Here is a 24,394-nt window from a genome sequence, read left to right as displayed (position 1 = left end):
CCTCAGCGGTCGCCGACGTACGCCTCCACCTCGACCTCGACCAGATGCTCCGGATCCAGCAGGCCGGCCACCACCACAAGCGTCGCCGCCGGCCGGACCGCGCCGAAGACCGCGTTGTGTGCCCGGCCCACCTCGTCGGCGTGCAGCCGGTCCGTCACGTACATCCGGGTGCGGACCACATCGCCCGGACCCGCCCCCACCTCGGCGAGCGCGTCGAGCGCGATCCGCAGCGCCTGCGCGGTCTGCGCGGCGGCGTCACCGACGTGCACCACCCGACCCTCCACGGTGGCCGTGCAGCCGGCCGTGAAGGCCCGGTCACCGGCCCGCACCACCCGCGAGTAGCCGTACCGCTGCTCCCACGGGCCGCCCGAGCCGAGGCGGGTGACAGTCACACCTCGGCCAGCGTGCGCAGCGCCTCCGCAACAGTGAAGGCACCCGCGTAGAGCGCCTTGCCCGCGATCACGCCCTCCACCCCGATCGACTCCAGACCGCTCAACGCCCGCAGGTCGTCCAACGTGGACACCCCACCCGACGCGATCACCGGCCGATCGGTACGCGCGCACACCTCGCGCAGCAGCTCCAGGTTCGGCCCGCGCATCGTGCCGTCCTTGGTGATGTCGGTGACCACGTACCGGGTCGCGCCCGCCTTGTCCAGCCGCTCCAGCACCTCGTACAGGTCACCGCCGTCGCGGGTCCAGCCCCGCGCCGACAGGGTACGACCACGCACGTCCAGCCCGATGGCGACCCGATCGCCGTACTCCCCCACCACCCGGTCACACCACTCCGGGTTCTCCAGGGCGGCCGTGCCGATGTTCACCCGCGCCGCCCCCGTGCCCAGCGCCGCCCGCAGCGACTCGTCGTCACGGATCCCGCCGGACAACTCCACCTTCACGTCCAACTGACGCACCACCTCCGCGAGCAGGTGGGCGTTCGTGCCCCGGCCGAACGCCGCGTCCAGGTCGACCAGGTGGATCCACTCGGCGCCGTCGCGCTGCCACGCCAACGCCGCATCCAGCGGCTCGCCGTAGATGCTCTCGCTGTCGGCGGCGCCCTGCACGAGCCGGACAGCCCGGCCGTCGGCGACATCCACAGCGGGTAACAGGGTGAGGCTCAAGGTCTTCTCCTCGATCAGGTACGGCGGTCCAAGGCGATCACCACGATCGCCGGCAGTACGAGCAGCAACAACACGATCAGCGCGATACGCAACGCCAGATTGTCGACGAATGTCCAGATCGAAAAGATCGCCGCGCCGGTGAGCAGCACGATCGCGGCCCGCTCACCCCGGGTGTGCCGAGCCAACCGGCCCGACCGGCCCCGCCGCACCTGCGGCGTCAACCGGCGCACAAGCGCACGGCGACGCTGCCGGCGGGCCACCCGGCGCTGCCGGACCGCCCGCTCCCGGGCCAGCACGGCCTCCCGCTCCGCGCGCCGACGGGCGCGTTCCCGGCTCACCGCGGCACCCCCCGATCAGGCAGCGGGCGACAGCGCTCAGTCACCGCTGGGCAGAGTGGCAAGCCAGTTGCGCAGCAGCGCGGCACCGGTGTCGGCGGACTTCTCCGGGTGGAACTGAGCAGCCGACAGCGGCCCGCGCTCCACAGCGGCCACGAAGTCGGTGTCATGGTGGGCGGTGGTCACCGTGGCGCCAGCCGCCGCCAACGCCGCCGGGTCACCCATCGCGTACGAGTGGACGAAGTAGAAGCGGCTCTCCGCCGACAGGCCTGCGAACAGCACCGAACCCGGAGCCGCCCGGACCGTGTTCCAGCCCATGTGCGGCAACCGGGCAGCGGCCAGGCGAGTCACCCCACCGGGCAACAGACCGAGCCCCTTGGTCACCACACCGTGCTCCTCGCCGTACTCGAAGAGCACCTGCATGCCCACACAGATGCCGAGGACCGGCCGGCCCGCAGCGACCCGCTCGGCGACCACCGGGCCGGCGCCGAGCGCGTCAAGCCCCGCCATGCACGCCGCGTACGCGCCCACGCCCGGCACCACCAGACCATCGGCGGCAGCCGCCGCGGCGAGGTCGTCGGTCACCCGCACGGACGCGCCGGCCGCCGCCAACGCCCGCTCCGCCGAACGCAGGTTGCCCGAGCCGTAGTCAAGCACCACCACGTCACTCATCGGGCGCTCACCCGTCCCCCGGCAGCAGCCGCAGCACCCCGGCGACCGTGGCGAGCACCGCGAGCACCGCGGTGATCAGCACGGCGACCTTCGGCGCGCCCTGCCGGTACAACGACCAGGTGCCACCCACCAGCACCCCGGCCAGGATCAGCAGCAACGTCGGCAACGCGCCACCCATTAGAGAGCGCCCTTCGTGCTCGGAATCGCTCCCGCCGCCCGCGGGTCGATCGCGGTGGCCTCACGCAGCGCCCGCGACACCGCCTTGAACTGCGCCTCCACCACGTGGTGCGCGTCCGGGTGACCACCCGGGCGGGCCGCCCGCAGCACGTCGACGTGCAGGGTGACCCGGGCCGCCTGACCGAACGACTCCCAGATGTGGCGGGTCATGCTTGTCGCGTAGACCGGACCGATGTACGGCGCGAGCAGCGGCTCGTCGTGCACCACGTACGGCCGGCCGGACAGATCCACCGCGGCCCGCACCAGCACCTCGTCCATCGGCACGGTCGCCGACCCGTACCGCCGGATGCCAGCCTTGTCGCCAAGCGCCTGGTCGAACGCGGCGCCGAGGGCGAGCGCGGTGTCCTCCATCGTGTGGTGCGCGTCGATCTCCAGGTCGCCCACCGTCTGCACGGTCAGGTCGAAGCCGCCGTGCCGGGCGATCTGGTGCAGCATGTGGTCGTAGAAGCCCACGCCGGTGCTGATCTCGGCCGTCCCGGTGCCGTCGAGGTCGATCTCGACGAGGACCTTCGTCTCCTTGGTGATCCGCTCCACCCGGGCGGTCCTGCTCATGTGTTGCCTTTCGGTCGCGACTGCGGGGCTCGCAAGCTCACTCCTCGCGCTGCCACTACACAGTCTCCATTGCGGTGAGGAATGCGTCGGTCTCGGCGGGGGTGCCGGCGGTCACGCGCAGCCAGCCCGGCAGGCCGACGTCGCGGACCAGCACCCCCTGCTCCAGCAGGGCGCGCCAGGCGGTCGCCTGGTCGCCACCGGTCTCGAAGAGCACGAAGTTGGCGTCGCTGTCGGCGACCCGGAGACCGCGCTCCCGCAGCGTCGTCACGATCCGGTCCCGCTGCACCATGATCGCGCTCACCGTACCGAGCAGGGCGTCGCGGTGCGCGAGCGCCGCGCGGGCTGCGGCCTGGGTCAGCGCGGACAGATGGTATGGCAACCGGACCAACTGCACCGCCTGCACCACCGCCGCGTCGGCCGCCAGGTAGCCCAGCCGGCCGCCGGCGAACCCGAACGCCTTGCTCATCGTCCGGGTGACCACCAGCCGCGGATGGCCGGGCAGCACCGCGAGGGCGCTTATCGTGCCGGGCCGGGCGAACTCGGCGTACGCCTCGTCGACCACCACCATGCCCGGCGCGGCGTCGAGCACCGCGGCGACCACCGCAGGGTCCAGTGCGGTGCCTGTGGGGTTGTTCGGCGAGCAGAGGAACACCACGTCGGGCCGGTGCTCGCGGACCTGCGCCACCGCCTCGTCGGCGGTCAGCCCGAAGTCGACGCCGCGCCGCACCGGCACCCACCGGGTGCCGGTGCCGAGCGCCAACAGCGGGTGCATCGAGTACGCCGGCACGAAGCCGAGCGCGCTGCGACCCGGACCACCGAACGCCTGGAGCAACTGCTGCTGGATCTCGTTGGAGCCGTTGGCCGCCCACACCTGCTCGACGGTGAGGTCGTGTCCGAGATAGTCGGCCAGGTCGGCGCGCAGCGCCACGGCGTCCCGGTCCGGATAGCGGTTCAGCTCGCGCAGCTCGGCCGCGAGGGCCTTGCCGATCGCGTCGACAACCGGCTCCGGCACCGGGTAGGAGTTCTCGTTGGTGTTGAGCCGCACCGGCACGTCCAGCTGCGGCGCCCCGTACGGCGTCAGCCCGCGCAGGTCGTCGCGGATCGGCAGGTCGTCGAGCGCGGTCACGCCGGCCCTCCCGGGAAGCGTGCCTGGACGGCCTGGCCGTGCGCGGGCAGGTCCTCCACGTTGGCCAGGGTGACCACGTGCGGGGCCACCTCGCGCAGGGCGGCCTCGGTGTATTCGATCAGGTGCACACCGCGCAGGAAGGACTGCACCGACAGGCCCGAGGAGTGCCGGGCGCAGCCGCCGGTGGGCAGCACGTGGTTGGAGCCGGCGCAGTAGTCGCCGAGCGACACCGGCGACCAGGCGCCCACGAAGATCGCCCCGGCGTTGCGGACGCGCAGCGCCCACTCCCGGGCGTCGGCCGTCTGGATCTCCAGGTGCTCGGCCGCGTACGCGTCGACCACCCGCAGCCCCGCCTCGAGGTCGTCGACGAGGACCACGCCGCTCTGCTCGCCGGTAAGCGCTGTGGTCACCCGCTCGGTGTGCTTGGTGGCCGGCACCTGCCGGGCCAGCTCCCGCTCGACCGCCTCGACAAGCGCCAGCGACGGCGTGACAAGCACGCTGGCTGCCAGTGGGTCGTGCTCGGCCTGGCTGATCAGGTCGGCGGCGACGTGCGCCGCGTCGGCGGTGTCGTCGGCCAGGATGGCGATCTCGGTCGGCCCGGCCTCGGCGTCGATGCCGACCACGCCGCGGAGCAGCCGCTTGGCGGCGGTCACCCAGATGTTGCCCGGGCCGGTGATCAGGTCGACAGGCTCGCACCGCAGCTCACCAGCCGGGTCGACCGCCGCGCCGTAGGCAAGCATCGCCACCGCCTGGGCGCCGCCCACCGCGTAGACCTCGTCGACGCCGAGCAGCGCACACGCGGCGAGCACGCGGGGATCGGGCAGGCCGCCGTTGTCCTTCTGCGGCGGGCTGACCACCACGAGCGAGCGCACCCCGGCCGCCTGGGCCGGCACCACGTTCATCACGACTGTCGACGGATACATGGCCAGCCCACCGGGGACGTAGAGGCCGACCCGGTCGACGGGCAACCACCGCTCGGTGACGGTGCCGCCCGGCACCACCTGCGTCACGTGGTCGGTGCGCCGCTGGTCGTCGTGCACACGACGGGCCCGGCTGATCGACTCCAGCAGCGCGGCGCGTACGGCCGGGTCGAGCACACCCTCGGCCTCGGCGATCGCCTCGACAGGCACCCGCAGCACCTCGGGCGAGACGCCGTCGAACCGAAGGCTTGCCTCCCGGATCGCCGGGTACCCATGCTCGCGGACCGCCTCCACGAGCGGCTTGATCCGCTCGACGGCCACAGACACGTCGAGCTGGGCACGGGGCAGCAGGCGGCGCGGGTCGCCGAGGCCACCGCGCATGTCGATCCGGTTCAGCACCCTTGCGAGTCTAGGCGGCGGGCCGGCCGCCCACCCGAGCTGCCCGGTCGGCGGGACGGTGAGCCGGGCCACGCCGTGGCGCCCGGGATTGGTTAGGCTCGACCACGTGACCGCACGGCTGCCGGTGTTCCCGCTCGCAACGGTGCTCTTTCCCGGGTTGGTGCTGCCACTGCACATCTTCGAGGAGCGCTACCGCGCCCTGGTCCGGCACCTTGTCGGCCTGCCGGAGGGCGCGCCGCGCGAGTTCGGGGTGGTCGCCATCCAGACCGGGTGGGAGGTCGCGACCACCGGGCCGGGCGGCCGCCCGACGCCAGGCGTGGGCGAGATCACCCTGCACGAGGTGGGCTGCACCGCCGAACTGCGCCAGGTGACCGAGTTGGACGACGGCGGCTTCGACATCGTCACGGTCGGCCGACGCCGGTTCCGGATCGCCGAGGTCGACGAGGCCGCCGCGCCCTACCTGACCGCCGAGGTCGAGTGGCTGCGCGAGCCGGCCGGGCCGGACGAGGTGGCCGACCTGCTGGCGGCGCGGGTGATCTCGGTGTTCCGGCAATATCTCGGGCTGATCCGCGCCGACCCGGAGGAGATCTCCGAGCAGCTGCCGGAGGACCCGACAGTGCTCTCCCACCTGGTGGCGGCCACCGCGGCGCTGACCGTTGACGACAGGCAGCGGCTGCTGGCGATCGACGACACCGCGGCCCGGCTCCGCGCCGAGCTGCGGCTGCTCAACCGCGAGGCGGCTCTGCTGCGCCAGGTGCGGGCGGTTCCGGTGCCGCTTGCGGAACTGGCGTCCCCGCCGACGCCCAACTGAGGGCCTCCGGGTCGGGCTCGGGCCGCAGCGACGGCCAGCGTGACCATCCGGCCAGCAGCGTGTACGTGACAGCGGCGCCGAACGCCGGCAGCAGCAGGTTGCCGTGCGGCACCGGCAGCACCCCGAGCAGCCAGTCGACCCCGCCGGCACGGAGATCGGCGGGTTTGGTGAAGGCCTGCCCGGCGGGGGCGCTGTCCAGCAGCCGGTCGTAGGTCCCCAGGCCGACCCGGCGCCCCACCTGCCAGGCCACGGGCGCGGCGGCCAGCGCGCCGAGCACCGCGCTGAGCAGCCCGACGGGGCCGCGCCACCGCCGCAGCACGAACCACAGGACGAGCGCCGCGAGCACCCCGAAGGCAAGCCCGACCAGGCTGAACCAGCCGTCCGCGGCGATCGGCTGCTCCGGCTGCGGCTCGGCGTAGATGGCGCCCTCGGCGACCTTGAGCACCGGGGTGTCCGGCGCGAGCGCCGCCCAGAGCAGCCCGAGGGGCGCACCCAGCACGGCCATAGCGAGCGCGACGCCGAGCACCGTCGCCACGATCCGGCCCGGTCGGCGCGGCGGGCCCACCGGGAGGGGGCCGATGAGCCCGTCGGTGTCCGGCGGCGTACCGCTCGGGCTCTGCTCCTGGGCGAGCGGTTCCGCGGACGCCGAGGGTACGGACGGCTCGTCGCCGGGCGGCGCGGGCCGATCGGATTCGGGACTGTCGGGGTTCACCCGATGATCCTCTCAGCTCGCCGCCCGAGCCGTGCACTGTCGTCGGCGCTCCCGCCGATGACATGACCGGTCACCTGCCGAACGGCTCCGCCATGATCGCGGCGGCGCGCAGCCAGGCCTGTCGGGTTTCCGGCTGGAGCTGGTGGTACTCGATCGACGACCCAGTCTCCAGCGCCGGGTCGTAGGGCACCACTGCCACCGCCCGGGTACGGGTGGCGAAGTGCCGTTCCAGGTCGTCCTGCAGGGGCGAGCGCCCCGGCGTCGGGCAGGAGATGAGTGTGACGGCGTTGTCGGCCAGCTCGCCCATGCCCACCTCGTGCAGCAGGTCGAGCATCCAGTCGGCGCTGAACGCCGCGTCCTCACGCGGCACGGTGGTCACCACCAACTGGTCGGCGGCCTGCATCACGGTGCGCCAGTTGGGGCTCTCCACGTTGTTGCCGGTGTCCACGCAGACCACGTCATGGGTACGCCGCAGCAGCTCCAGCACCCGCTTGACAGTGAACTGGTCCAGTCGCTGGGCGAAGCGTGGGCTCTCCTCGCCGGCAAGCACGTCGTACGAGCCGTCGGAGGCGTGCCGCAGGTAGTCGTCCAACCGCTCCAGCAGCGTCGAGCCCTCCAGGATCTCGATCTGGGCCAGGTCGCTGATCAGGTGCCGGATGGTGCGGGCGTGTCGGGCGCTGCCGGCGCGCAGCCCGAGGGTGCCCCGCAGTTCGTTGTCGTCCCAGGCCAGTACGCCGCTCCCGCGCACGCTGCCGACTGTGGCGGCGGCGAGCACTGTGGCCGTCGTCTTGTGCACCCCGCCCTTGGGGTTGGCGAACGCGAACACCCGTGGCGTGCCCAGGTCGCGGCGGAGCACCCCGGTGGCGCGCTCCACCTCCTTGTCGACGCCCTGGGGGCGCCACTCGATGCGGGCCGGGTAACCGCGCTCGGCGAGCGCCGAGCCGACCGGCGGCGCGGGCGGTGGGGTGATCGGCGGTGGGGTGATCGGCGGCGCGGCGGGCGCTGGCGCGGCCTGCGGCGGCGCATAGCCGGCCTCCGGCTGGTAGCCGGTCTCCAGCAACGCGTACCGGGACTCGATCGTCGGCCCGCCCTGCCGGTAGCCGTTGTCCAGCAGCGCGTAGCGCGACTCGACCGGCTCGGCCGCCCGGCGCGACTCGGGCTCGGCGCGACGCGGCTCGACGGGCTCGGCACGGTGGTCCGGCTCGGCACGATAGCCAGGCTCGGCACGGTAGTCCGGCTCGGCACGGTAGTCCGGCTCGGCACGGTAGTCCGGCTCGGCACGATAGCCGGGCTCGGCGCGGTAGTCCGGCTCGGACCGGTACCCGGGCTCGGGACGGTACGCCGGCTCCGACCGATAGGCCGGCTCCGACCGGTACGCCGGCTCGGCGCGGTATGCCGGCTCGGAACGGTGCTCCGGCTGCGGCCGGTATCCCGGCTCGGACCGGTAGGCGGGGTCGGCGCGGTAGTCGGGCTCCGACCGGTACCCCGGCTCGGATCGGTGGGCGGGGTCGACCCGGTAGGTCCCCTCGGCCCGGTAACCCGGGTCCTGGCCGTACGTCAGCTCGGCCGGGTGCCCGATGGCCGGCGCCCGCCCGGCGTAGCCGTTGGGGGCCGCGCGCCGCGGCAGGGGGTCCGGGGGCTGCTCGTCGGCCCGGCGGTCGGGCTCGGCCTGTTCCGCGGCGCGGCCTCCCAGCCGGGCGCGGTCCAACAATGCCCGCCACCTCGGTGCTGGTTCGGCCGGCCGGCCCCAGCCGGTCTCACTGCCCTCCACGGCCCGCCCTCCCAGCGCCATCGATCTCTGTCTGACAGGCTACGAACGAAACCCTATTCGGACCACACCGGAGCACGCACACCGACCGACTGAGATCACGACGGGGAGGGCTTCAGCGGCCCGGCGCCGGCGACGTCCGGGGAGGTGGTGACGCTCGTGGGAGCCTGTTCGGTGGGCGCGACCGACGACTGCTCGGGTGACGGAATCGTTACGACCGGTGCGGGTTCCGACGATTCGCCCATCGGCACCGGGGGCACCGGCGTGACCGACGCGCCCGTCGGGGCCGGGGTCGGTGCCGGCCCGGTGTCGGCCGGCGGGCGGACCACGTCGCGCTGCTCGGGCAGCGGCGCGGTGAAGACCGTGCGGTCCAGCCGGTACACCTCGGGGGCCGGGTCGACGGCCCGCACGTCCGGCCGGGACGCCACCCCCCGCAGCGCCTGCGGGGCCGCGCGCACCACCGCCGCGTAGACGCAGGCGCAGCCAGCCCGGTACGCCGACGCCTCGGCGCTCGCCACGTCAGCGCTTGTGGCGTACCACTCGCGCAGCTCACGCCCGTCGGCGCCGTCGCCGGCGAGCGCTGCGGCCCTGGCCCGATAGTCGGCGGCCTCGCCGTCCTTGCGGGCGGCCACCTGCGCCATCCCGGCCACCACGTCATCCGGCACCCGCAGTGCGGGGATCTTGACGATCTCGGTCTGCCGGCCCGGCAGCGGCACCCGCCCGAAGACGGCCGAGACTCCGACGTCGCCGAGCACCTCGGTCAGTCGCTGCGGCGGCAGGTACGCGTCGAGCGTCACAAGGGCGTACGTCCCGTCGCCGGTGGCCGGTGCGGCCGAGGGCAGGGCGGCCAGGTCGGCTGCGGCGGAGCGCAGGTAGCCGGGGACGGAGTCGCCGTCGGACACCCCGACCCGTGTCACCTCGCCCACCGTCCGATCGCCCACCGGTGGGTCGTCGGCGGCCCAGACGGCGGTGCCCAGCACGGCGGCGGCGGACAGCACGGCGGCCCAGGTGAGCACGCCGGAGCGGCCCGACCGGTCGGCGAGCCGGGCCACCGCCCGGGTCAGCGGCGGCAGCAGGCGTTGGTCCAACTGCCGCAGCAGGTCGCCGGCGCGCACGGGTCAGATCCCCTCGTCGGGTAGGTGTCGGGCGGTCGCCGCTCAGTCACGAAGGATCTCAAGCGCACGTTCCAGGTCGTCAGGGTAGTCGCTGACGAAGCGGACCTCGTCCCCCGAACGGGGGTGCAAAAAGCTCAATTCGCGAGCGTGAAGCCACTGTCGGGCCAGGCCCAGACGGGCCGAGAGGGTGGGATCGGCACCGTACGTGAGGTCACCCACGCACGGGTGCCGCAGGGTGGAGAAGTGCACCCGGATCTGGTGGGTCCGGCCGGTCTCCAACCGCACATCGACGAGGCTGGCGGCCGGGAACGCCTCGATCGTGTCGTAGTGGGTGATGCTCGGCTTGCCGCCGGACACCACAGCCCAGCGGTAGTCGTGGGTGGGGTGCCTGTCGATCGGCGCGTCGACGGTGCCCCGCAGCGGGTCCAGATGGCCCTGCACCACCGCGTGGTAACCCTTGTCCACCTCGCGGTACTTGAAGGCCCGCTTCAACGCCGTGTACGCCTGCTCGCTCTTGGCCACCACCATGATGCCTGTGGTGCCCACGTCGAGGCGGTGCACCACACCCTGCCGTTCGGCGGCGCCACTCGTGGAAATGCGGTGCCCGATGGCGGCGAGGGCGCCGATCACCGTCGGGCCGGTCCAGCCCGGGCTGGGGTGCGCGGCCACGCCGACCGGCTTGTCCACCACGACGATGTCGTCGTCGGCGTACACCACGCGCAGGCCGGGCACCGCCTGCGGCACCACAGTGGGTGGGGCGACCGGCGCGGGCAGCGTGACGTCCAGCCAGGAGCCGGCCTTGACCTTGTGCGAGTTGGGTCGGGCGGTGCCGTCGACAAGGGCGTCGCCCGCGTCGACAAGGGCCGCGGCGGCGGTGCGGGACAGGCCGAACAACCGCGCCACCGCCTGGTCCAGGCGCATTCCGTCGAGGCCGTCGGGCACGGGCAGGGAACGGTGGTCGCCGCCAGCGGCGAATGCGGAGGTCATGCCCGCTCCCTCTGGTCGGCGCCCTCGGTGGCGGCGCTCGCATCTATCGGCTTGCCGTCCCGGCCGAGCCGCCGGCCGTCGCGCTGACGGCCGGTCACCTCCAGCAGCACGGCAAGCACCACGCCGCAGAACAGCGAACTGTCAGCCACGTTGAACACCGGAAAATATTCGCCGTACGGCCCGAAGACACTCACGAAGTCGACGACGTGCCCGTGCAACGGTGCGGGCGCCCGGAAGATCCGGTCCGTGAGGTTGCCGAGCGCGCCGCCGAGCACGAGGCCCAGGGAGATCGCCCACGGCAGTGAGCGCAGCCGCAGCGCCATGAAGACGATCCAGCCGACCACGCCGATGGTGATCAGCGGAAACACCCAGGTGTAGTCCGAGCCGATGCTCCACGCGGCACCGCTGTTGCGGGTCAGGCTCAGGTAGACCAGCCCGCCGAGCACCCGGACCGGCTCCCGGTCGGTGAGCCCGGCCAGCGCGAGGTGCTTGGTGAGCAGATCGGTCAGCAGGGCAACCAGGGCGACCCCGGAGAGGATCGCGACAGCCCGGCGCCGGGCTCTGCCGCCACCCGGGTCGGTACGGCCGGGTTCCTCGGACGGTGCTGCGGTCATGCGCTCCCCATCGACAGTCTCGGCGGTGATCACTCACCGTCTCATCGCAGATGGGGAACGGGTCTCAGCGCCGCTCCTCCAACTGCTTGCACGTCACGCACAGGGTCGCCGACGGGAAGGCGGCGAGGCGCTCGACCGGGATCGGGTTGCCGCACCGCTCGCACCAGCCGTAACCACCCTCGTCGAGGCGCTCCAGGGCGCGCTCGACCTGTGTGATCCGTTCCAGGATGCTGTTGGCGAGAGAGATCTCCTGCTCCCGCTCGAACGTCTTGGTGCCCGTGTCGGCCTGGTCGTCCCCGGCCGAGTCGGTCAACCGATCGCGCTGCAGCTCGGTGATCTCGCTCAGCGTCTGATCGTACTCGGCGCGAAGCTCGTCCCGCCGCGCCGCCAACGCCCCACGGATCTTCTCGGTCTCCGCCGCGCTGCGGGTGGCCTTGGCCACCGGCTTGCGGCCGGCAGTCCTGGTGTCGGCTGGCTTCGCCATGGGTCGCTCCCTCGGCCGCGGCACCGCGTGGTCCGCAGCACCTGGTCAGGGGGCGCCGACCAAGGCGTCCCCTATGTACGAAAAGGGGCGCACGGCCACACTCGGCCACGCACTCCGGAGGTTCGCAAGAATACGGAACGTACAGGCGTCCGACAACGTGCCGCACCGTCGCACCGCTCAACTGCCCCGAGCCCTGCTTAACTGGGGCAAAGGGAACGCTAGCAGATCAACGGACGGCCTCATCTCCGTACTCGCCAAACCACCGGGCCAACCGACCCCGCCGACTGACCGCCCGCAGCCGCTGTTCGGTGGCGTCGCGCACCCCGCCGGTGGCGACGATCAGCAGACTGTCGCCGGTCTTGAGCCGGGTGTCCGGACCGGGCACGAAACCCGTACCGTCGCGCAGCACAAGTGTGATCGAAGCGCCCACCGGCAGCCGCAGCTCGTCGACGTGCACGCCGGCAAGCCGCGACCCCGGCGGCACCTCCAGTTGCAGCAGATCCGCCCGCATCCGCTCCAGCGGCGCGGTCTCCACGTGGATCTCGGTGGCCTCGGCCGGCGCGGTGGTCCCCAGCCAGCGGGCGAACGGCCCCAACGTGCTGGCCTGCACCAAAGTGAAGATCACCACCAGCACGAATACCGCGTCGAAGAGGCGATCCGCGCCCGGCACCCGTTCGGAGAGCGGAATGGTGGCCAGCACGATCGGCACCGCACCCCGCAGCCCAGCCCAGGACAGGAAGGCCTGCTCGTTCAGGCCGACCCGGAACGGCAGCGCCGCCACGGCCACCGACAGCGGCCGGGCCAGCAGCACCAGCGCCAGCCCGGCGACCACCGCCGGCAGCACCGCCGCGTCCAACCGGCTCGGCGTGACCAGCAACCCGAGCAGCACGAACAGCCCGATCTGGGCCAGCCACGCCAACCCGTCGGCGAAGCCGAGAATCGCCTGCCGGTGCGAGAGCCGGGCGTTGCCCAGCAGCACGCCGGCCACGTAGACGGCGAGGAACCCCGAGGCGTGCAGCACCGCCCCGGCGGCGTACGCCAGCACGGTGATGCCCACCGCCGCGATCGGGTACAGCCCGGCCGACGGCAGCGCCGCCCGACGCAGCGCCCATGCGCCGGCGAGGCCCACCCCCACGCCCACCGCGGCGCCGACGACCAACTCGTAGGTGACCAGCCCCACCTCGTACCACCACGGATGCGCAAAGCCCTCGTGGGACAGGAGCACCACCAGCAGCACCACCGGAGCGTCGTTCATGCCGGACTCGGCCTCCAGCGTCGCCACCAGCCGGGGCGGCAGCCGCAACCGGCGCAGGGTGGCGAAGACGGCCGCCGCGTCGGTGGAGGACAGCACCGCGCCGTAGAGCAACGCCAAACGCCAGTCCAACCCCAACAACAGGTGTACGGCGATGCCGACCACCACGATGCTGACGACCACTCCGACAGTGGAGAGCGCGGAGGCCAGGCCGAGCACCGGGCGCAGCGTGCTCCACCGGGCGGTCAGGCCGCCCTCGGCGATGATGACGATGAGCGCGCAGAAACCGAGGGTCCGGGTCAGCTCGACGTCGTCGAAGCGGATGCCCAGCCCGCTCTCGCCGATCGCCACGCCTATCGCCAGGTAGACCAGCAGGCTGGGCACCCCGAAGCGACTGGAGAGCCGGACCGCGCCGACCGCCACCAGCAGCACGGCCGCCCCGAGCAGCAGCGCGATGTCCAGCCCAGGCGTCATGGTTGCCTCGCCTGGGCGTTGCTCACCCTGCCGATCCGTCCCGCAGCCGGCGCAGCGCGTCGGGTAGTTCGGGGCCTGGCCGGTCTACGAGGAAGAGCTTGTCCCGGCTGGCCGCGCCGGCACGCAACGACACCGCAGACGGCCGGACACCCAACGCGGTGGCGAGGGCACGACGGGCCGCCTCGGTGGCCCTGCCGTCCACTGCCGGCGCGTGCACGGCGATCACCAGGGCGGGGCCGTGCGGGCCGTCGAAGCGGCCACCGACCCGGTCCCGGGAGGCGCCGGGCTTCACCCGCACCGCCACCGTGAGCGTGTCCTGCGGGGGCACCGGCGCGGCTTTCAGATCGGTCGGGCGTCGGTGAGCAGGGCGGTGGCGGGCGCGCAGGCCGCGCACGGCGTGAAGCCGAGCTCGACGGCCTCGGCGACCGGGAGAGTCTCCGGCAGCCTGCCGACGAGGTGCGGGCAGCCGGCGAGGTGATAGCGGGGGCGGCCGTCCACCACGTCGACGGGGCTGGGCAACCGGGCCACCCGGGCCGCTTCGGCGGGGGTGATCGGTTGCTCGGCCGGCTCGTCGACAAGCGTGTCGGCCGGCGCACCGGACGTCTCGGCGGCCCGCGCGACGAACGGCGACGCGGGGCTGACCGGCGATGCCGGGCTGACGGGCGACGCCGGGTTGACGGGCGCGGAACGCGACGGCGTGCCGTCGGCCGCTGTCACGAACGGCGACTCGCGCTCGAAGGGCGGGGCCGTGTCGAACGGCGGGGCCGTGTCGAACGGCGCGTCGGGGTCGAACGGCGGCTCGGGTGGTTGCCGCCACCCGGTGCCGCCGTTACCGACAGTCGAAGGTACGTGCTGGACCGGCACGTCCGGCTCGACAAGCGGCGTCCCGTACGCGACGCCCGGCCCGGACCGGCTGGCCGGGCGAGAGGTCGTGGGGGTCCGCAGGCCGGCCCGACCGGGGTCCGCCGTCGCGCGGTTGGCGGCAGCCTGGCGGGCGCCCACCACCAACGCCACGGCGGCCAGCAGGCTGGCCCCGATGGAGATGGTCAACAGAGTGCTGGAGCCACCGGCCAGGCCGAGCACCAGCAGCACCACAGCGACGAGGATGAGCAGAAGACTCGCAACTATCACGGCTCACCCCCGCCGCGTCGGACCCGTGAGGCAGGGCCGGCGACCGTCACCATCTGCGGACAGCGATCGCCGGCCGGTGCTCAGCGTCCAGATTCGAGGGCGCCGGAGCGCCCGCCGCCGTACGAACCGGCGAGACCTGCCGCGGCCAGCCCGTTGCCACCGGCTGCCCGGTTGGCCTCGGAGCGGGTCATCTCGGCTTCGAGGCCCTGCCCACGACCGTCGAGGTCCCGCAGTTGGCTCTCCAGGTACGCCTTGAGCCGGGTGCGGTACTCGCGCTCGAACTGCTTGAGCTCCTCGATGTGCTTCTGCAGCGCCGTGCGCTTGGCGTCCAGGCCGCCCATGGCCTCCTGGTGCCGCTGGCGGGCGTCCCGCTCCAGGGCGTCGGCCTTCGCGCGAGCCTCGCGGGTCACCTCCTCGGCCTTGCTGCGGGCCTCGGACAGGAGCTGGTCGGCCTCGCGACGCGCGTCGGACACGTGGTCGTCGGCGGTGCGCTGGGCCATCATCAGCACGCGCAGGGCCTGCTGCTCACCGTCGCCGGTGACCGCGCCGGGACCGCCGGTCGCGCGGACCTGCTCCAGCTCGGCCTGCATGGCGCGGGCGGCCTGCTCGGCAGCGGACTTGTCGCGCTGCACCCGGTCCAGTTGGGCCTTGACGTCGTTGAGCTCCGCCGCCAGTCGGGCGTCGCCGCCGGGGCCGGCGGGGGCGCCGCCACGGCCGCCGCGCTCCACCTGGGCGCGCAGCTCGTTGTTCTCCTCGATGAGACGGGCGAGCTCGCGCTCGACCTCGTCCAGGAAGGCGTCGACCTCCTCCTCGTCATACCCCCGCTTGCCGATCGGCGGCTTTTTGAAGGCGACGTTGTGGACGTCGGCCGGGGTCAGCGGCATCGAAACTCCTCGGGTCAGTTGCGGCCGCGAAAGCGCGTCGGTCATCAGGCAGATGCCCTGATCGACGGCCCTAACACGAACTCCATCAGCACGAACAGGATAACCAGGAGCACAAGGGAGGCCAGGTCGATGCTCACGGTACCAATTCGCAGCGGAGGGATCACACGCCTCAACGCGTTGAGAGGGGGATCAGTGACGCTCCACACGGATTCCAGTCCGGCCGATGCGCCACGGCCCGGCTGCCATCGACGGCCGTACTGCAGAACGGCGCTCAACACGAACCGGGACAGAAGAACGAGCAGGAAGACATAAAGGACCAAATACAACACTTGCAGTAAGATCGACAACACGGTCAGCGACGTCCCTCGGGTCGGGCGGGGTCAACTCAGGCTGAAAAAACCGCCCTCAGCGATCTTGGCCTTGTCCTCCGCGGTGACCTGGACATTGGCCGGTGAGAGCAGGAACACCCGATTGGTCACGCGCTCGATCGTACCGCGCAGCCCAAACGCCAGACCGGCGGCGAAGTCAACCAGACGGCGGGCATCTGCCTCATCCATCTCGGTGAGGTTGATGATCACCGGGACACCGTCGCGGAAGTGCTCACCGATGGTGCGCGCCTCCCGGTAGGTGGTCGGGTGCAGCGTGGTGATCTGGTAGCGCTGCTCCTCCTCGGGCGCCACGGCACGCTCGCGCGTCGTGGCCTGCGGCGCGAGAGCCAGATTGTCGCGCGTGTGGTAGGTCAGCGCGCCGGAACTCTCACCGGCCGACGACCGGGTGATCGACCGTACGCTGGACCGCTCGAGGCGCTCGGGACGCTCACCGTCGCCACGGTCGGACTCGCCGGCCCGCCCGTTCGCGCGGTCGGAGAACCGACCCCGCTCGCTCGCCCGCGGCCGGGGAGCCGGCGGCTCCTCGGTGTCGTCGTCGTCCTCGTCGGCGAACTCCTCGGCGTACCGGCTCTGCCGGTACCGCGAATCGCGGTAGCCACCCTTTTCGTAGCCACCGTCGTCGTAGGCCCGCTCGTCGTCTTCCTCGACCAGACCGAGCCAGACCCCCGCCTTGCGCAGTGCACCCATCCCGCGCCCTTCCGTCCGCCGTGCGGCACTCGCCCCCGTGCCATGTCGCCAGTCGCGAGTGGACAACGATGCCCATCGGACCGGAACGGCAATCCCCTGGCGCGCGATTCGCGTCGCACGCCACAACCCCCGACAAGGGGACGCCGTCCCTGAAACAACACTGATGTAATTTGCATGTCTCGCGGTCAGGCTACCGCAGCGTGGGACGCATTCCGAGCAACGCGCTACCGACGCGGACATGTGTCGCGCCATATCGGATCGCGATTTCCAGGTCGCCGCTCATTCCCGCGGACAACGCTGTCGCCGTTGGATGGACATTCCGAAACGCCTCGGCCACCTCGGCCAGCCGGGCAAAGGCCCGCTCCGGCTGCCAGCCCAGCGGCGCGACCGCCATCAGGCCGGCCAGCCGCAGCGCCGGCGCGTCGGCGACAGCCTCGGCCACCGCCTCCAGCCCGACGCCCGGGTCGGCCGATCCGGGCAGCGCCCCGCCGCGGGCCGGGTCGCCGTCGATGCTCACCTGCACCAGAGCGTCCAACGGCTTTTCCCGGTCGGCCGCCGCCGTTGCCAGCGCCCGGGCCAGCCGCGCGCTGTCCACCGAGTGCACGACGTCGGCGTACCGGACCACCGAGCGGGCCTTGTTCCGCTGCAACTGGCCGATGAAGTGCCACCGCGGGCTCACCCCGGCGGCGGCCACCTCGGCGGCCTTGCCGGCCGCCTCCTGGTCGCGGTTCTCCCCCATGTCGGTCACCCCGAGCCCGGCCAACGCCAGTACGTCGTCGGCCGGGTACGTCTTGGTCACCGCGATCATCGTGACCTCGGCGCGGTCCCGGCCCGCATCCGCGCAGGCGTCGGCGATCCGGGCCCTCACCTGGGCCAGGCCGGCCGCGAGTTCGGCGCGCCGGTCCGGTCGTGCCGTGGCTGAGCTGTCAGTCATCGGCGGGGCTCAGGACCCGTTCTTGAGGAAGTCGGGCACGTCCACATCGTCGAAGAGCACCCGGCGCGGCGACTGGGTCGGGGCCGGCAGCGTGGCCGGTGCGGGCACCGGGGTGTTCTGCGGCGCCGGCTGGTTGGTGTTGGTCTTGCGGGTCGGCTCGGCCGCCTTGTAGGCAGGCGTGCCGCCGTCGAAGCCCGCCGCGATGACCGTCACGCGGACCTCGTCGCCGAGCGCGTCGTCGATCACCGCACCGAAGATGATGTTGGCGTCCGGGTGGGCCGCGTCGGTGACCAGTTGCGCCGCGTCGTTGATTTCGAACAGGCCCAGGTCGGAGCCGCCGGCGATGGAGAGCAGCACGCCACGCGCGCCGTCCATGCTCTGCTCCAGCAGCGGGCTGGAGATGGCCGCCTCGGCCGCCTCGACCGCGCGGTTCTCCCCGCGGGCGCTGCCGATGCCCATCAACGCGCTGCCGGCGCCACTCATCACGCTCTTGACGTCGGCGAAGTCCAGGTTGATCAGACCCGGGGTGGTGATCAGGTCGGTGATGCCCTGCACACCGGAGAGCAGCACCTGGTCGGCGGTGCGGAAGGCGTCCATCATGCTGATGTTGCGGTCACCGAGCGCCAGCAGCCGGTCGTTCGGGATCACGATCAGCGTGTCGCACTGGTTGCGGAGTTCGTCTATCCCGGTCTCGGCCTGCACCTGACGGCGCTTGCCCTCGAAGGAGAACGGCCGGGTCACCACGCCGATGGTCAGCGCGCCGAGCTTGCGGGCAATGTTTGCCACCACCGGCGCGCCGCCGGTGCCGGTGCCGCCGCCCTCACCGCAGGTCACGAAGACCATGTCGGCGCCCTTGAGCACCTCCTCGATCTCGTCGCGGTGGTCCTCGGCGGCGTTCTTGCCCACGTCCGGATTGGCCCCGGCGCCAAGGCCACGGGTCAGCTCCCGGCCGACGTCGAGCTTGACGTCGGCGTCACTCATCAGCAGCGCCTGGGCATCGGTGTTGATCGCGATGAACTCGACGCCCTTGAGCCCAACCTCGATCATCCGGTTGACGGCGTTGACGCCGCCACCCCCGATGCCGACGACCTTGATGACCGCCAGGTAGTTGTGCGGAGGTGTCATCTCCGGTCCTTTCCCTTCGAGATTGGCTTCGGCCGACCGGGTACGGCGTGGCCAGCCCAGCGGCCGACGACAGCTGTCACCAGCGAGGGCCAGAGGTGAACCCTAACCCTCTACTAGAGGCTTACAGTTATGTCAACCACTGATCCTCTTCGGGGCAACGTAAGCGCCACCGCCCGATGAGCCAAGGACCTGACCGGCGTGTCGCCGCCGGAGCGCGACTCATCACGTCCCCGGACGCTCTCCGATCAGCGGAAGGTCACCACGTCCGGAGCGCTCACGTCGATCCGGTCGGCGTCCTCGTCGAGCAGCGCGGTGGCCACCCGGGCCTTGTCCGTACCCCTCGTCGCGTCACCCCAGACCACCGTGCGGTCCCCGCGCAGCCGCAGGCTGATCCGGGCCAGGCTCTCCACACTCACCTCCACCAGCTCGGCGCGCAGCTGCGGGGTCAACGCCACAAGCACCTCAAGCGCCGCCCGGGTGCCCGGGTCGTGGGCGGCGGGCTGGACCACCCGCACCAGCGGTAGATCGGCAGGTCGACGGGCCGCCGTCTGGAACGCCACGCCGCTGCGGTCGATCAGGGCGAACGCCTCCCCCTGCGGCACCGCCGCCACCGGGGTCCGCTCGATCACCCGGACCACAAGCGCGCCAGGCCAGTCCCGGGACACCGTGGCCCGCTCCACCGGAGCCAGCGCGCCGACCCGGCGCTCGGCGGCGGTCAGGTCGACCCGGGCCAGCGGCACCCCGTCGGGCACCCCCACCGCGTCACGCACCTGCACGGCGGTGACCAGCTTCGCACCCTCCACAGTCACCTCGCGGACCCCGAACAACCCGGTGCCGAGCACCGTCCAGGCGACCAGCCCGAGCAGCGCCAACACCCCGGCGGCCACCGCCCACGGCAGCGCCGCGCGCATCCGGCGCTGCCTGGCGCGGGCCATGAACCGGCGGGTCGACGGCGGCACCGCGTCGCTGCCGGCCCGGACCAACTGCCAACGCCGCACCGGCCCACGTCGCGGGGTGCCGCCCTCGGCGGCGCTTGTCCGCCCTCGGGCGGGGCCGGGGCTCATCCGGCCGGGGGCGCCGCGCCGTCCGGTGCGACGGTGCCGAGTGCCGCACCGTCGCCACCGGCGGTGGACCCGCCGGGCACCGGCTGGCCGATCGCCGGGGTGGTGGCCACCGGATCGACTGTCGCGGTCGACGCGGAGGCGGAACCACGCGCGCCCAGGGCGGCAAGCAACTCATCACCCATAAGCGAGATCGGCGGGGCGCCCATCGTCACCACGACGTCCCCGGAGCGGGCCCGGCGGGCCACCTCGACAGGCGCTGCCTCCCACGAGTCGACGAACACCTTCCGCTCGGCGGGCAACGGCACCGCCTCGATAAGCGCCGCCGACCCCTCACCGGGCTGACGCAGCTCGCCCGGCCCGAAGACCTCCAGCAGCACCACCTCGTCGGCGATGGCAAGCGCCTCGGCGATCTCCGCCTGGTTGTCGCGGGTCCGGTACAGCCGGTAGGGCTGGAAGACCACTATCAGCCGCCCGTCCCCGGCCACCTCGCGCAGCGTCTGCATCGCCAGCGTGATCGAGGTCGGGTGGTAGGCGTACTCGTCGTAGACAAGCACGCCGTCCGCGACGCCCTTGCGCTCGAAGCGCCGTCGCACGCCGGGGAAGACCGCAAGCGCCGCCTCCGCGGCCTCCAACGGCAACTCCAGGAGGTACGCGGCCAGCACCGCCGAGGCGCTGTTCAGGCCCATGTGCCGGCCCGGCACCGGCAGCCGGAACTCGCCGAGCGACCGCCCGTCGATCGAGGCCAGGTAGCGCACTCCCCGCGCGGAGGAGACGATCTCGGTCAGTCGCAGGTCGGCGTCCTCGGCCGCGCCGTACGTGTGGACCCGCCGGCCCTCGGCGCGCAGCGTCGCCGCCAGCCGCCGGCCACCCGGGTCGTCGGCACACGTGATGATGAACCCGTCCGGGTCGGTGAGCCGGGCGAACTCGACGAACGCCGCCTCAAGCGTCTCGTAGTCGCCGTAGGTGTTGAGGTGGTCCGCCTCGACGTTCGTGATGATCGAGACGTACGGGCGGTAGATGAGGAACGAGCGGTCGCTCTCGTCCGCCTCGACCACGAAGTGCTCGCCGGTGCCGTGGTGCGCACCCGAACCGACCTCGGAGATCTCCCCGCCGATCACGAACGACGGGTCCACACCGGCCTGCTGGAGAACCATCGTCACCATCGACGTGGTGGTGGTCTTGCCGTGGGTGCCGGCCACCGCGATCGCGCGGCGGCCGGTCATCGCCGCGGCGAGAGCCTCCGAGCGGTGCAGCACCCGCAGGCCACGCCGGCGCGCCTCGACCAGCTCCAGGTGGTCCTGCGGGATGGCCGAGGAGTAGACAACTGTGTCCACGCCGTCGAGGTTCGTCGCCTCGTGGCTGAGGTAGATCGTGCCGCCGAGCGCCCGCAGCCCCGCCAGCGACGGCCACTCACGCAGGTCGCTGCCGGAAACCCGGATGCCCCGGGTGAGCAGCAGTCGGGCCACGCCCAGCATGCCCACCCCGCCCACGCCGATCAGGTGAACGGCGCCCAGGTCCTCTGCGGTGAGCGTGCCGGCCGGGGTGAACTGCGCGGTCATCGGGCCACCGCCTCGACGACGAAGGAGCGCAGCGCCTCGTCACCGTCGCGCCGCCCGTACGCCGACGCCGCAGCGCCCATCGTGTAGAGCCGCTGCGGGTCGCGGATCAGCGGGATGACGGCCCGCTCCAGCCAGTCCGGGGTCAGTTCGGCGTCATCGACAAGCAGCCCGCCGCCTGCCTCCACCACCGGCAGCGCGTTGCGCTTCTGCTCCTGGTTGCTGTGCGGATACGGCACGAAGATCGTGGGCAGCCCGATCGCGGCCACCTCGGCGACTGTCATCGCCCCGCCCCGGGCCAGCATCAGGTCGGCGGCCGCGTAACCCAGCTCCATCTCCGACAGGTACGGCAGCGTCACGTACGGCACCGGCAGGTCGGTGGGGATCGGCACCGGCTCGTTGCGGGCGCCCATCACGTGCAGCACCTGCACGCCGTTGCGGGCCAACTCCTTGGCGGCACCGGAGACGGCCAGGTTGACCGAGCGGGCACCCGACGAGCCGCCCGCGACGAAGAGCACCGGCAGGTCGGGGCGGAGCCCGAAGTGGGCGCGGGCCGCGTTGCGCAGCGCGTACCGGTCCAGCCCAGCGATGGAGCGGCGCAGCGGCACCCCGACCACTGTGGCGTGCCGCAGCGCCTCGGACTGGCTCGGCTGGTGCGGGAAACCGACAGCGATGTTCTTGGTGAACTTCATGCCCAGCCGGTTGGCCACCCCCGGCGGCACGTTCACCTCGTGGATCACCATGGGAAGCTCACGCCGCCAGGCGGCCAGGTAGGCCGGCACCGAGACGTACCCGCCGAAGCCGACGACCACGTCGGCCCGCACCTCGTCGATCACCTTGCCCGCCGCGCGGGCCGCGGTCCACATCCGGCCCGGGGTGCGGACCAGGTTCATGTTGACCGACCGGGGCAGTTGGTACGCGGGGATCTGCCGCAGTTCGTAGCCGTGCGGCGGGATCAGCTCGTTCTCCATGCCCTTCGGTGTGCCGAGGCAGGTGATGCGGACGCCCGGGTCGTGTCGGCGCAGGCAGTCGGCGAAGGCGAGCAGCGGGTAGATGTGCCCCCCGGTGCCACCTCCCGCGAGCACCACCGAACGCAGCGGACCCATCAGCGTCTCCTCTCGCTCGCCGAACCCGCGCGACTCCGGCCCTGCCGGACGCCGCGTGGTGCGGCCTGGTCGTCCTGTCGCCGTTCACGGGACCGGGGCACTGACCCTCGGCCAGCCGGCGGCGTCGCCGGCCGGCGACGCCGGCCGGGAAGCGGCGGCAACGGGGCCCAGAGTAGTCGGACCCACCGGGCTGGCGGACGGGCATGCAGTGCTCTGGCCGCATCGGGTTCGGCGCGAGCGAACGACGCCAGCATGCCGATCCCGGCCAACGTCACGACCAGGGCACTTCCACCGTCGGAGATGAACGGCAGCGGCAGACCGGTGATCGGCAGCAGCCCGACCACCCCACCGATATTGATCACCGCCTGGCTCACCAGCCAGGTGGTGACGGCCGCGGCGGCGAGCCGCCGGAACGGGTCGTCGACCCGCCGGGCGATCCGCAGCCCGGTGTACGCGAGCACCGCGAAGAGGCTGAGCACCACCGCGCAGCCGATAACACCCAACTCCTCGGCGATGACTGCGAAGATGAAGTCGTTGTGCGCCTCGGGCAGCCAGTCCCACTTCAGGCTGCCCTTGCCCAGCCCGACCCCGAACCAGCCGCCGTGCTCGATGGCCAGTCGCCCCTGGTAGAACTGGTAACACGGGTCCCCGCACTGGTCCGGCGGCGGCGGGTTGAGAAAGAGCGTCAGGCGCGCCAGCCGGTAGTTTTCCGCGCCACGCACACCCGAGCCGGCGCCCAGCGAGGCCACTGCGATGAGCAGGCCCACGCCGAGCAGACCGACCACCGTCAGCGCGCCGAAGACCCGCATTCGTACGCCGGCGGCCCAGAGCAGGCCCACCACCAGTGCCAGCAGGCAGAGCATCGTGCCCACGTCGTTGTAGCCGACCAGGACGAAGAGCAGGCCCATCACCGGGAACATCGGGGTGGCCAACTCGCGCCACCAGCCCAGCGCGGCACCCTTCCGGGCGACCACGTGCGCGCCCCACAGCACCAGCGCGAACTTGGCCAACTCGGAGGGCTGCACCTGGATCCCGCCGATGAACAACCAGAGCAGCCGCGCCTCGATCGGGCCGATCTGGGCGGATTCCTGGTGACTGAGCCGGGCGTACGCGAGCAGAACGTTTAGCAGCAGCAGCAGCCCGATCGCGGTGAACAGCAGCGGCCGACCCAGGGACCGGTAGGTGCTGGCGGGCAGGCGCTGGCAGACCCAGAACGCCCCGATGCCGATCACCGCGAAGATCGCCTGCTTGGTCACCGACGCCGAGGCATTACCGCCCTCGGCGTAGTCGCGCACGCTTGTCGCCGAGAAGACCATTGTCAGCCCGATCAGCAGCAACAGGCCGGCGCAGGACAGCAGCAGGTAGTAGGAGGCCAGCGGCCGATCCAGCAGGCCGCGCAGCGCGGCGAGCCCGCTTGCGGCGTCCAGTCCGCGCAGCGGTACCGGCGCGACAGCCTCCGACTCCCGCGCCGCCGCAACCGGCACCGCCCCACGGGACCTGTCCGCCCCCCGCGTGTCGCCGGTCTCCCGCGTGTCCCCGGACCCGTGCGGGCCGCGCCTGTCCTCCGGGCCCCGCAGGCCGTCCGGGCCGAGCGTGTGGCCCAGACCGTGCCTGTCCTCCGGGCCGCGCCTGTCCTCCGAGCCGCGCCGGTCCTCCGGCCCACGCTCGTCGTCCGGCCCGGGCGGTGCCACCGGGGCCGCAGCGGTACGCCGCACACCCGGTGATCGCCGCGGCCGGCCGCCTGTCCTGCCCTCGGTGCCTCGTTCCTCCCCCACCCCGACATCATCACCGCTTCGCGCGCCGGGCACGCCCACAACGGCACCCCCGGCGTGTCGGCCGCCCCACCCCGTCGATCTTGCACTTTCTGCCCGGACACAAGCCACACAACGGGGCATACGGGAGACCGAAAGTGCAAGATCGCGGGGGGAATGAGGGCGGGGCGCGGG

At 72.6% G+C, this 24,394-nt stretch carries 27 protein-coding genes; 1 reads left to right on the top strand and 26 read right to left on the bottom strand.

All coding sequences use genetic code 11. From position 1 onward, the window contains the following. Window positions 1–2 precede the first annotated feature (2 nt). The 8 genes from ACFY2Q_RS10500 to hisD are packed head-to-tail and all read right to left on the bottom strand — an operon-like array spanning window position 3 to window position 5,355. Window positions 3–392 carry a RidA family protein gene (locus ACFY2Q_RS10500; protein ID WP_387129014.1) on the bottom strand — a complete coding sequence of 130 codons (390 nt, stop codon included), beginning with the start codon at window positions 390–392 and terminating at the stop codon, window positions 3–5. Beyond that, entirely contained in the window at window positions 389–1,114 is a 726-nt protein-coding gene (gene priA / locus ACFY2Q_RS10495; RefSeq protein WP_387129012.1) for a bifunctional 1-(5-phosphoribosyl)-5-((5-phosphoribosylamino)methylideneamino)imidazole-4-carboxamide isomerase/phosphoribosylanthranilate isomerase PriA, read from the bottom strand. The genes ACFY2Q_RS10500 and priA overlap by 4 nt, the downstream gene beginning before the upstream one ends. Window positions 1,115–1,128: 14 nt before the next feature. Further along, window positions 1,129–1,452: a hypothetical protein gene (locus ACFY2Q_RS10490; RefSeq protein WP_387129009.1), complete on the bottom strand. Its 324-nt coding sequence runs from the start codon at window positions 1,450–1,452 to the stop codon at window positions 1,129–1,131. A gap of 36 nt (window positions 1,453–1,488) precedes the next feature. Then, window positions 1,489–2,121 (bottom strand): imidazole glycerol phosphate synthase subunit HisH, encoded by a 633-nt coding sequence (gene hisH / locus ACFY2Q_RS10485; protein ID WP_387129007.1) that lies wholly within the window; start codon window positions 2,119–2,121, stop codon window positions 1,489–1,491. 7 nt (window positions 2,122–2,128) lie between these two features. Then, entirely contained in the window at window positions 2,129–2,299 is a 171-nt protein-coding gene (locus ACFY2Q_RS10480; RefSeq protein ID WP_357011031.1) for a hypothetical protein, read from the bottom strand. After that, window positions 2,299–2,910, bottom strand: a complete 612-nt coding sequence (hisB, locus tag ACFY2Q_RS10475) for an imidazoleglycerol-phosphate dehydratase HisB (RefSeq protein ID WP_357011029.1) — start codon at window positions 2,908–2,910, stop codon at window positions 2,299–2,301. The genes ACFY2Q_RS10480 and hisB overlap by 1 nt, the downstream gene beginning before the upstream one ends. Before the next feature lie 55 nt (window positions 2,911–2,965). Then, entirely contained in the window at window positions 2,966–4,036 is a 1,071-nt protein-coding gene (locus tag ACFY2Q_RS10470; protein ID WP_387129004.1) for a histidinol-phosphate transaminase, read from the bottom strand. Further along, the gene (gene hisD, locus ACFY2Q_RS10465; protein ID WP_387129001.1) at window positions 4,033–5,355 is read right to left on the bottom strand and encodes a histidinol dehydrogenase; all 1,323 of its coding nucleotides are present in this window, start codon (window positions 5,353–5,355) and stop codon (window positions 4,033–4,035) included. The genes ACFY2Q_RS10470 and hisD overlap by 4 nt, the downstream gene beginning before the upstream one ends. 106 nt (window positions 5,356–5,461) lie before the next feature. On the opposite strand from hisD, the gene ACFY2Q_RS10460 reads away from it, so the two are divergent. Then, on the top strand, window positions 5,462–6,166 hold the full coding sequence (locus ACFY2Q_RS10460; RefSeq protein WP_387129000.1) for an LON peptidase substrate-binding domain-containing protein: 705 nt from the start codon (window positions 5,462–5,464) through the stop codon (window positions 6,164–6,166). Here the strand turns inward: ACFY2Q_RS10460 and ACFY2Q_RS10455 are convergent. The 18 genes from ACFY2Q_RS10455 to ACFY2Q_RS10370 form a co-directional block, all read right to left on the bottom strand. Next, window positions 6,081–6,878: a DUF2567 domain-containing protein gene (locus ACFY2Q_RS10455; RefSeq protein ID WP_387128998.1), complete on the bottom strand. Its 798-nt coding sequence runs from the start codon at window positions 6,876–6,878 to the stop codon at window positions 6,081–6,083. The two genes, ACFY2Q_RS10460 and ACFY2Q_RS10455, sit on opposite strands and share 86 nt — an antisense overlap. A 70-nt stretch (window positions 6,879–6,948) precedes the next feature. Further along, the gene (locus ACFY2Q_RS10450; protein ID WP_387128997.1) at window positions 6,949–8,649 is read right to left on the bottom strand and encodes an AAA family ATPase; all 1,701 of its coding nucleotides are present in this window, start codon (window positions 8,647–8,649) and stop codon (window positions 6,949–6,951) included. Window positions 8,650–8,744: 95 nt separating this feature from the next. Continuing rightward, window positions 8,745–9,761: a hypothetical protein gene (locus tag ACFY2Q_RS10445; protein ID WP_387128995.1), complete on the bottom strand. Its 1,017-nt coding sequence runs from the start codon at window positions 9,759–9,761 to the stop codon at window positions 8,745–8,747. Window positions 9,762–9,803: 42 nt separating this feature from the next. Then, the gene (locus ACFY2Q_RS10440) at window positions 9,804–10,748 is read right to left on the bottom strand and encodes an RluA family pseudouridine synthase (protein WP_387128993.1); all 945 of its coding nucleotides are present in this window, start codon (window positions 10,746–10,748) and stop codon (window positions 9,804–9,806) included. Then, window positions 10,745–11,362, bottom strand: a complete 618-nt coding sequence (lspA, locus tag ACFY2Q_RS10435; RefSeq protein ID WP_387128991.1) for a signal peptidase II — start codon at window positions 11,360–11,362, stop codon at window positions 10,745–10,747. The genes ACFY2Q_RS10440 and lspA overlap by 4 nt, the downstream gene beginning before the upstream one ends. Window positions 11,363–11,426: 64 nt before the next feature. Beyond that, window positions 11,427–11,846, bottom strand: a complete 420-nt coding sequence (locus tag ACFY2Q_RS10430; RefSeq protein WP_387128989.1) for a TraR/DksA family transcriptional regulator — start codon at window positions 11,844–11,846, stop codon at window positions 11,427–11,429. A gap of 226 nt (window positions 11,847–12,072) precedes the next feature. Then, window positions 12,073–13,572, bottom strand: coding sequence for a potassium/proton antiporter (locus tag ACFY2Q_RS10425; RefSeq protein ID WP_387128988.1), 1,500 nt, complete (start codon window positions 13,570–13,572; stop codon window positions 12,073–12,075). Between the two features lie 22 nt (window positions 13,573–13,594). Next, window positions 13,595–13,900 carry a DUF167 domain-containing protein gene (locus ACFY2Q_RS10420; RefSeq protein WP_387128987.1) on the bottom strand — a complete coding sequence of 102 codons (306 nt, stop codon included), beginning with the start codon at window positions 13,898–13,900 and terminating at the stop codon, window positions 13,595–13,597. 11 nt (window positions 13,901–13,911) lie between these two features. Continuing rightward, the gene (locus ACFY2Q_RS10415) at window positions 13,912–14,703 is read right to left on the bottom strand and encodes a hypothetical protein (protein WP_387128986.1); all 792 of its coding nucleotides are present in this window, start codon (window positions 14,701–14,703) and stop codon (window positions 13,912–13,914) included. Window positions 14,704–14,783: 80 nt separating this feature from the next. Continuing rightward, window positions 14,784–15,587, bottom strand: a complete 804-nt coding sequence (locus tag ACFY2Q_RS10410) for a DivIVA domain-containing protein (protein WP_387128985.1) — start codon at window positions 15,585–15,587, stop codon at window positions 14,784–14,786. A gap of 44 nt (window positions 15,588–15,631) precedes the next feature. Next, window positions 15,632–15,937 (bottom strand): YggT family protein, encoded by a 306-nt coding sequence (locus tag ACFY2Q_RS10405; RefSeq protein ID WP_355593008.1) that lies wholly within the window; start codon window positions 15,935–15,937, stop codon window positions 15,632–15,634. A 30-nt stretch (window positions 15,938–15,967) separates the two neighbouring features. Then, complete coding sequence (locus ACFY2Q_RS10400; RefSeq protein WP_387128983.1) at window positions 15,968–16,663, bottom strand: cell division protein SepF; 696 nt, start codon at window positions 16,661–16,663, stop codon at window positions 15,968–15,970. 190 nt (window positions 16,664–16,853) lie between these two features. Continuing rightward, window positions 16,854–17,597, bottom strand: a complete 744-nt coding sequence (locus ACFY2Q_RS10395) for a YggS family pyridoxal phosphate-dependent enzyme (protein ID WP_387128982.1) — start codon at window positions 17,595–17,597, stop codon at window positions 16,854–16,856. A 9-nt stretch (window positions 17,598–17,606) separates the two neighbouring features. Beyond that, window positions 17,607–18,722, bottom strand: coding sequence for a cell division protein FtsZ (ftsZ, locus tag ACFY2Q_RS10390; RefSeq protein WP_387128979.1), 1,116 nt, complete (start codon window positions 18,720–18,722; stop codon window positions 17,607–17,609). Window positions 18,723–18,967: 245 nt separating this feature from the next. Beyond that, window positions 18,968–19,786 (bottom strand): cell division protein FtsQ/DivIB, encoded by an 819-nt coding sequence (locus ACFY2Q_RS10385; protein WP_387128978.1) that lies wholly within the window; start codon window positions 19,784–19,786, stop codon window positions 18,968–18,970. Further along, window positions 19,783–21,345, bottom strand: coding sequence for a UDP-N-acetylmuramate--L-alanine ligase (gene murC, locus ACFY2Q_RS10380; protein ID WP_387128975.1), 1,563 nt, complete (start codon window positions 21,343–21,345; stop codon window positions 19,783–19,785). The genes ACFY2Q_RS10385 and murC overlap by 4 nt, the downstream gene beginning before the upstream one ends. Continuing rightward, window positions 21,342–22,448: an undecaprenyldiphospho-muramoylpentapeptide beta-N-acetylglucosaminyltransferase gene (murG, locus tag ACFY2Q_RS10375; RefSeq protein ID WP_387128973.1), complete on the bottom strand. Its 1,107-nt coding sequence runs from the start codon at window positions 22,446–22,448 to the stop codon at window positions 21,342–21,344. The genes murC and murG overlap by 4 nt, the downstream gene beginning before the upstream one ends. Beyond that, complete coding sequence (locus tag ACFY2Q_RS10370; protein ID WP_387129140.1) at window positions 22,448–23,884, bottom strand: FtsW/RodA/SpoVE family cell cycle protein; 1,437 nt, start codon at window positions 23,882–23,884, stop codon at window positions 22,448–22,450. The genes murG and ACFY2Q_RS10370 overlap by 1 nt, the downstream gene beginning before the upstream one ends. Window positions 23,885–24,394: the final 510 nt, after the last annotated feature.

Origin of the sequence: Micromonospora sp. NPDC000316, from assembly GCF_042898885.1 — a bacterium.
Lineage (GTDB): Bacteria > Actinomycetota > Actinomycetes > Mycobacteriales > Micromonosporaceae > Micromonospora.
The sequence above is the reverse complement of the archived record's forward strand: the minus strand, read 5'-3'. Positions and strand labels throughout refer to the sequence as shown.

Coding starts and splice junctions, on each gene's coding strand:
- hisH (WP_387129007.1), bottom strand. CDS start 2,121: ATGAGTGACGTGGTGGTGCTTGACTACGGCTCGGGCAACCTGCGTTCG.
- ACFY2Q_RS10480 (WP_357011031.1), bottom strand. CDS start 2,299: ATGGGTGGCGCGTTGCCGACGTTGCTGCTGATCCTGGCCGGGGTGCTG.
- hisB (WP_357011029.1), bottom strand. CDS start 2,910: ATGAGCAGGACCGCCCGGGTGGAGCGGATCACCAAGGAGACGAAGGTC.
- ACFY2Q_RS10440 (WP_387128993.1), bottom strand. CDS start 10,748: ATGACCTCCGCATTCGCCGCTGGCGGCGACCACCGTTCCCTGCCCGTG.
- lspA (WP_387128991.1), bottom strand. CDS start 11,362: ATGACCGCAGCACCGTCCGAGGAACCCGGCCGTACCGACCCGGGTGGC.
- ACFY2Q_RS10430 (WP_387128989.1), bottom strand. CDS start 11,846: ATGGCGAAGCCAGCCGACACCAGGACTGCCGGCCGCAAGCCGGTGGCC.
- ACFY2Q_RS10425 (WP_387128988.1), bottom strand. CDS start 13,572: ATGACGCCTGGGCTGGACATCGCGCTGCTGCTCGGGGCGGCCGTGCTG.
- ACFY2Q_RS10410 (WP_387128985.1), bottom strand. CDS start 15,587: ATGCCGCTGACCCCGGCCGACGTCCACAACGTCGCCTTCAAAAAGCCG.
- ACFY2Q_RS10400 (WP_387128983.1), bottom strand. CDS start 16,663: ATGGGTGCACTGCGCAAGGCGGGGGTCTGGCTCGGTCTGGTCGAGGAA.
- ACFY2Q_RS10395 (WP_387128982.1), bottom strand. CDS start 17,597: ATGACTGACAGCTCAGCCACGGCACGACCGGACCGGCGCGCCGAACTC.
- ftsZ (WP_387128979.1), bottom strand. CDS start 18,722: ATGACACCTCCGCACAACTACCTGGCGGTCATCAAGGTCGTCGGCATC.
- ACFY2Q_RS10385 (WP_387128978.1), bottom strand. CDS start 19,786: ATGAGCCCCGGCCCCGCCCGAGGGCGGACAAGCGCCGCCGAGGGCGGC.
- murC (WP_387128975.1), bottom strand. CDS start 21,345: ATGACCGCGCAGTTCACCCCGGCCGGCACGCTCACCGCAGAGGACCTG.
- murG (WP_387128973.1), bottom strand. CDS start 22,448: ATGGGTCCGCTGCGTTCGGTGGTGCTCGCGGGAGGTGGCACCGGGGGG.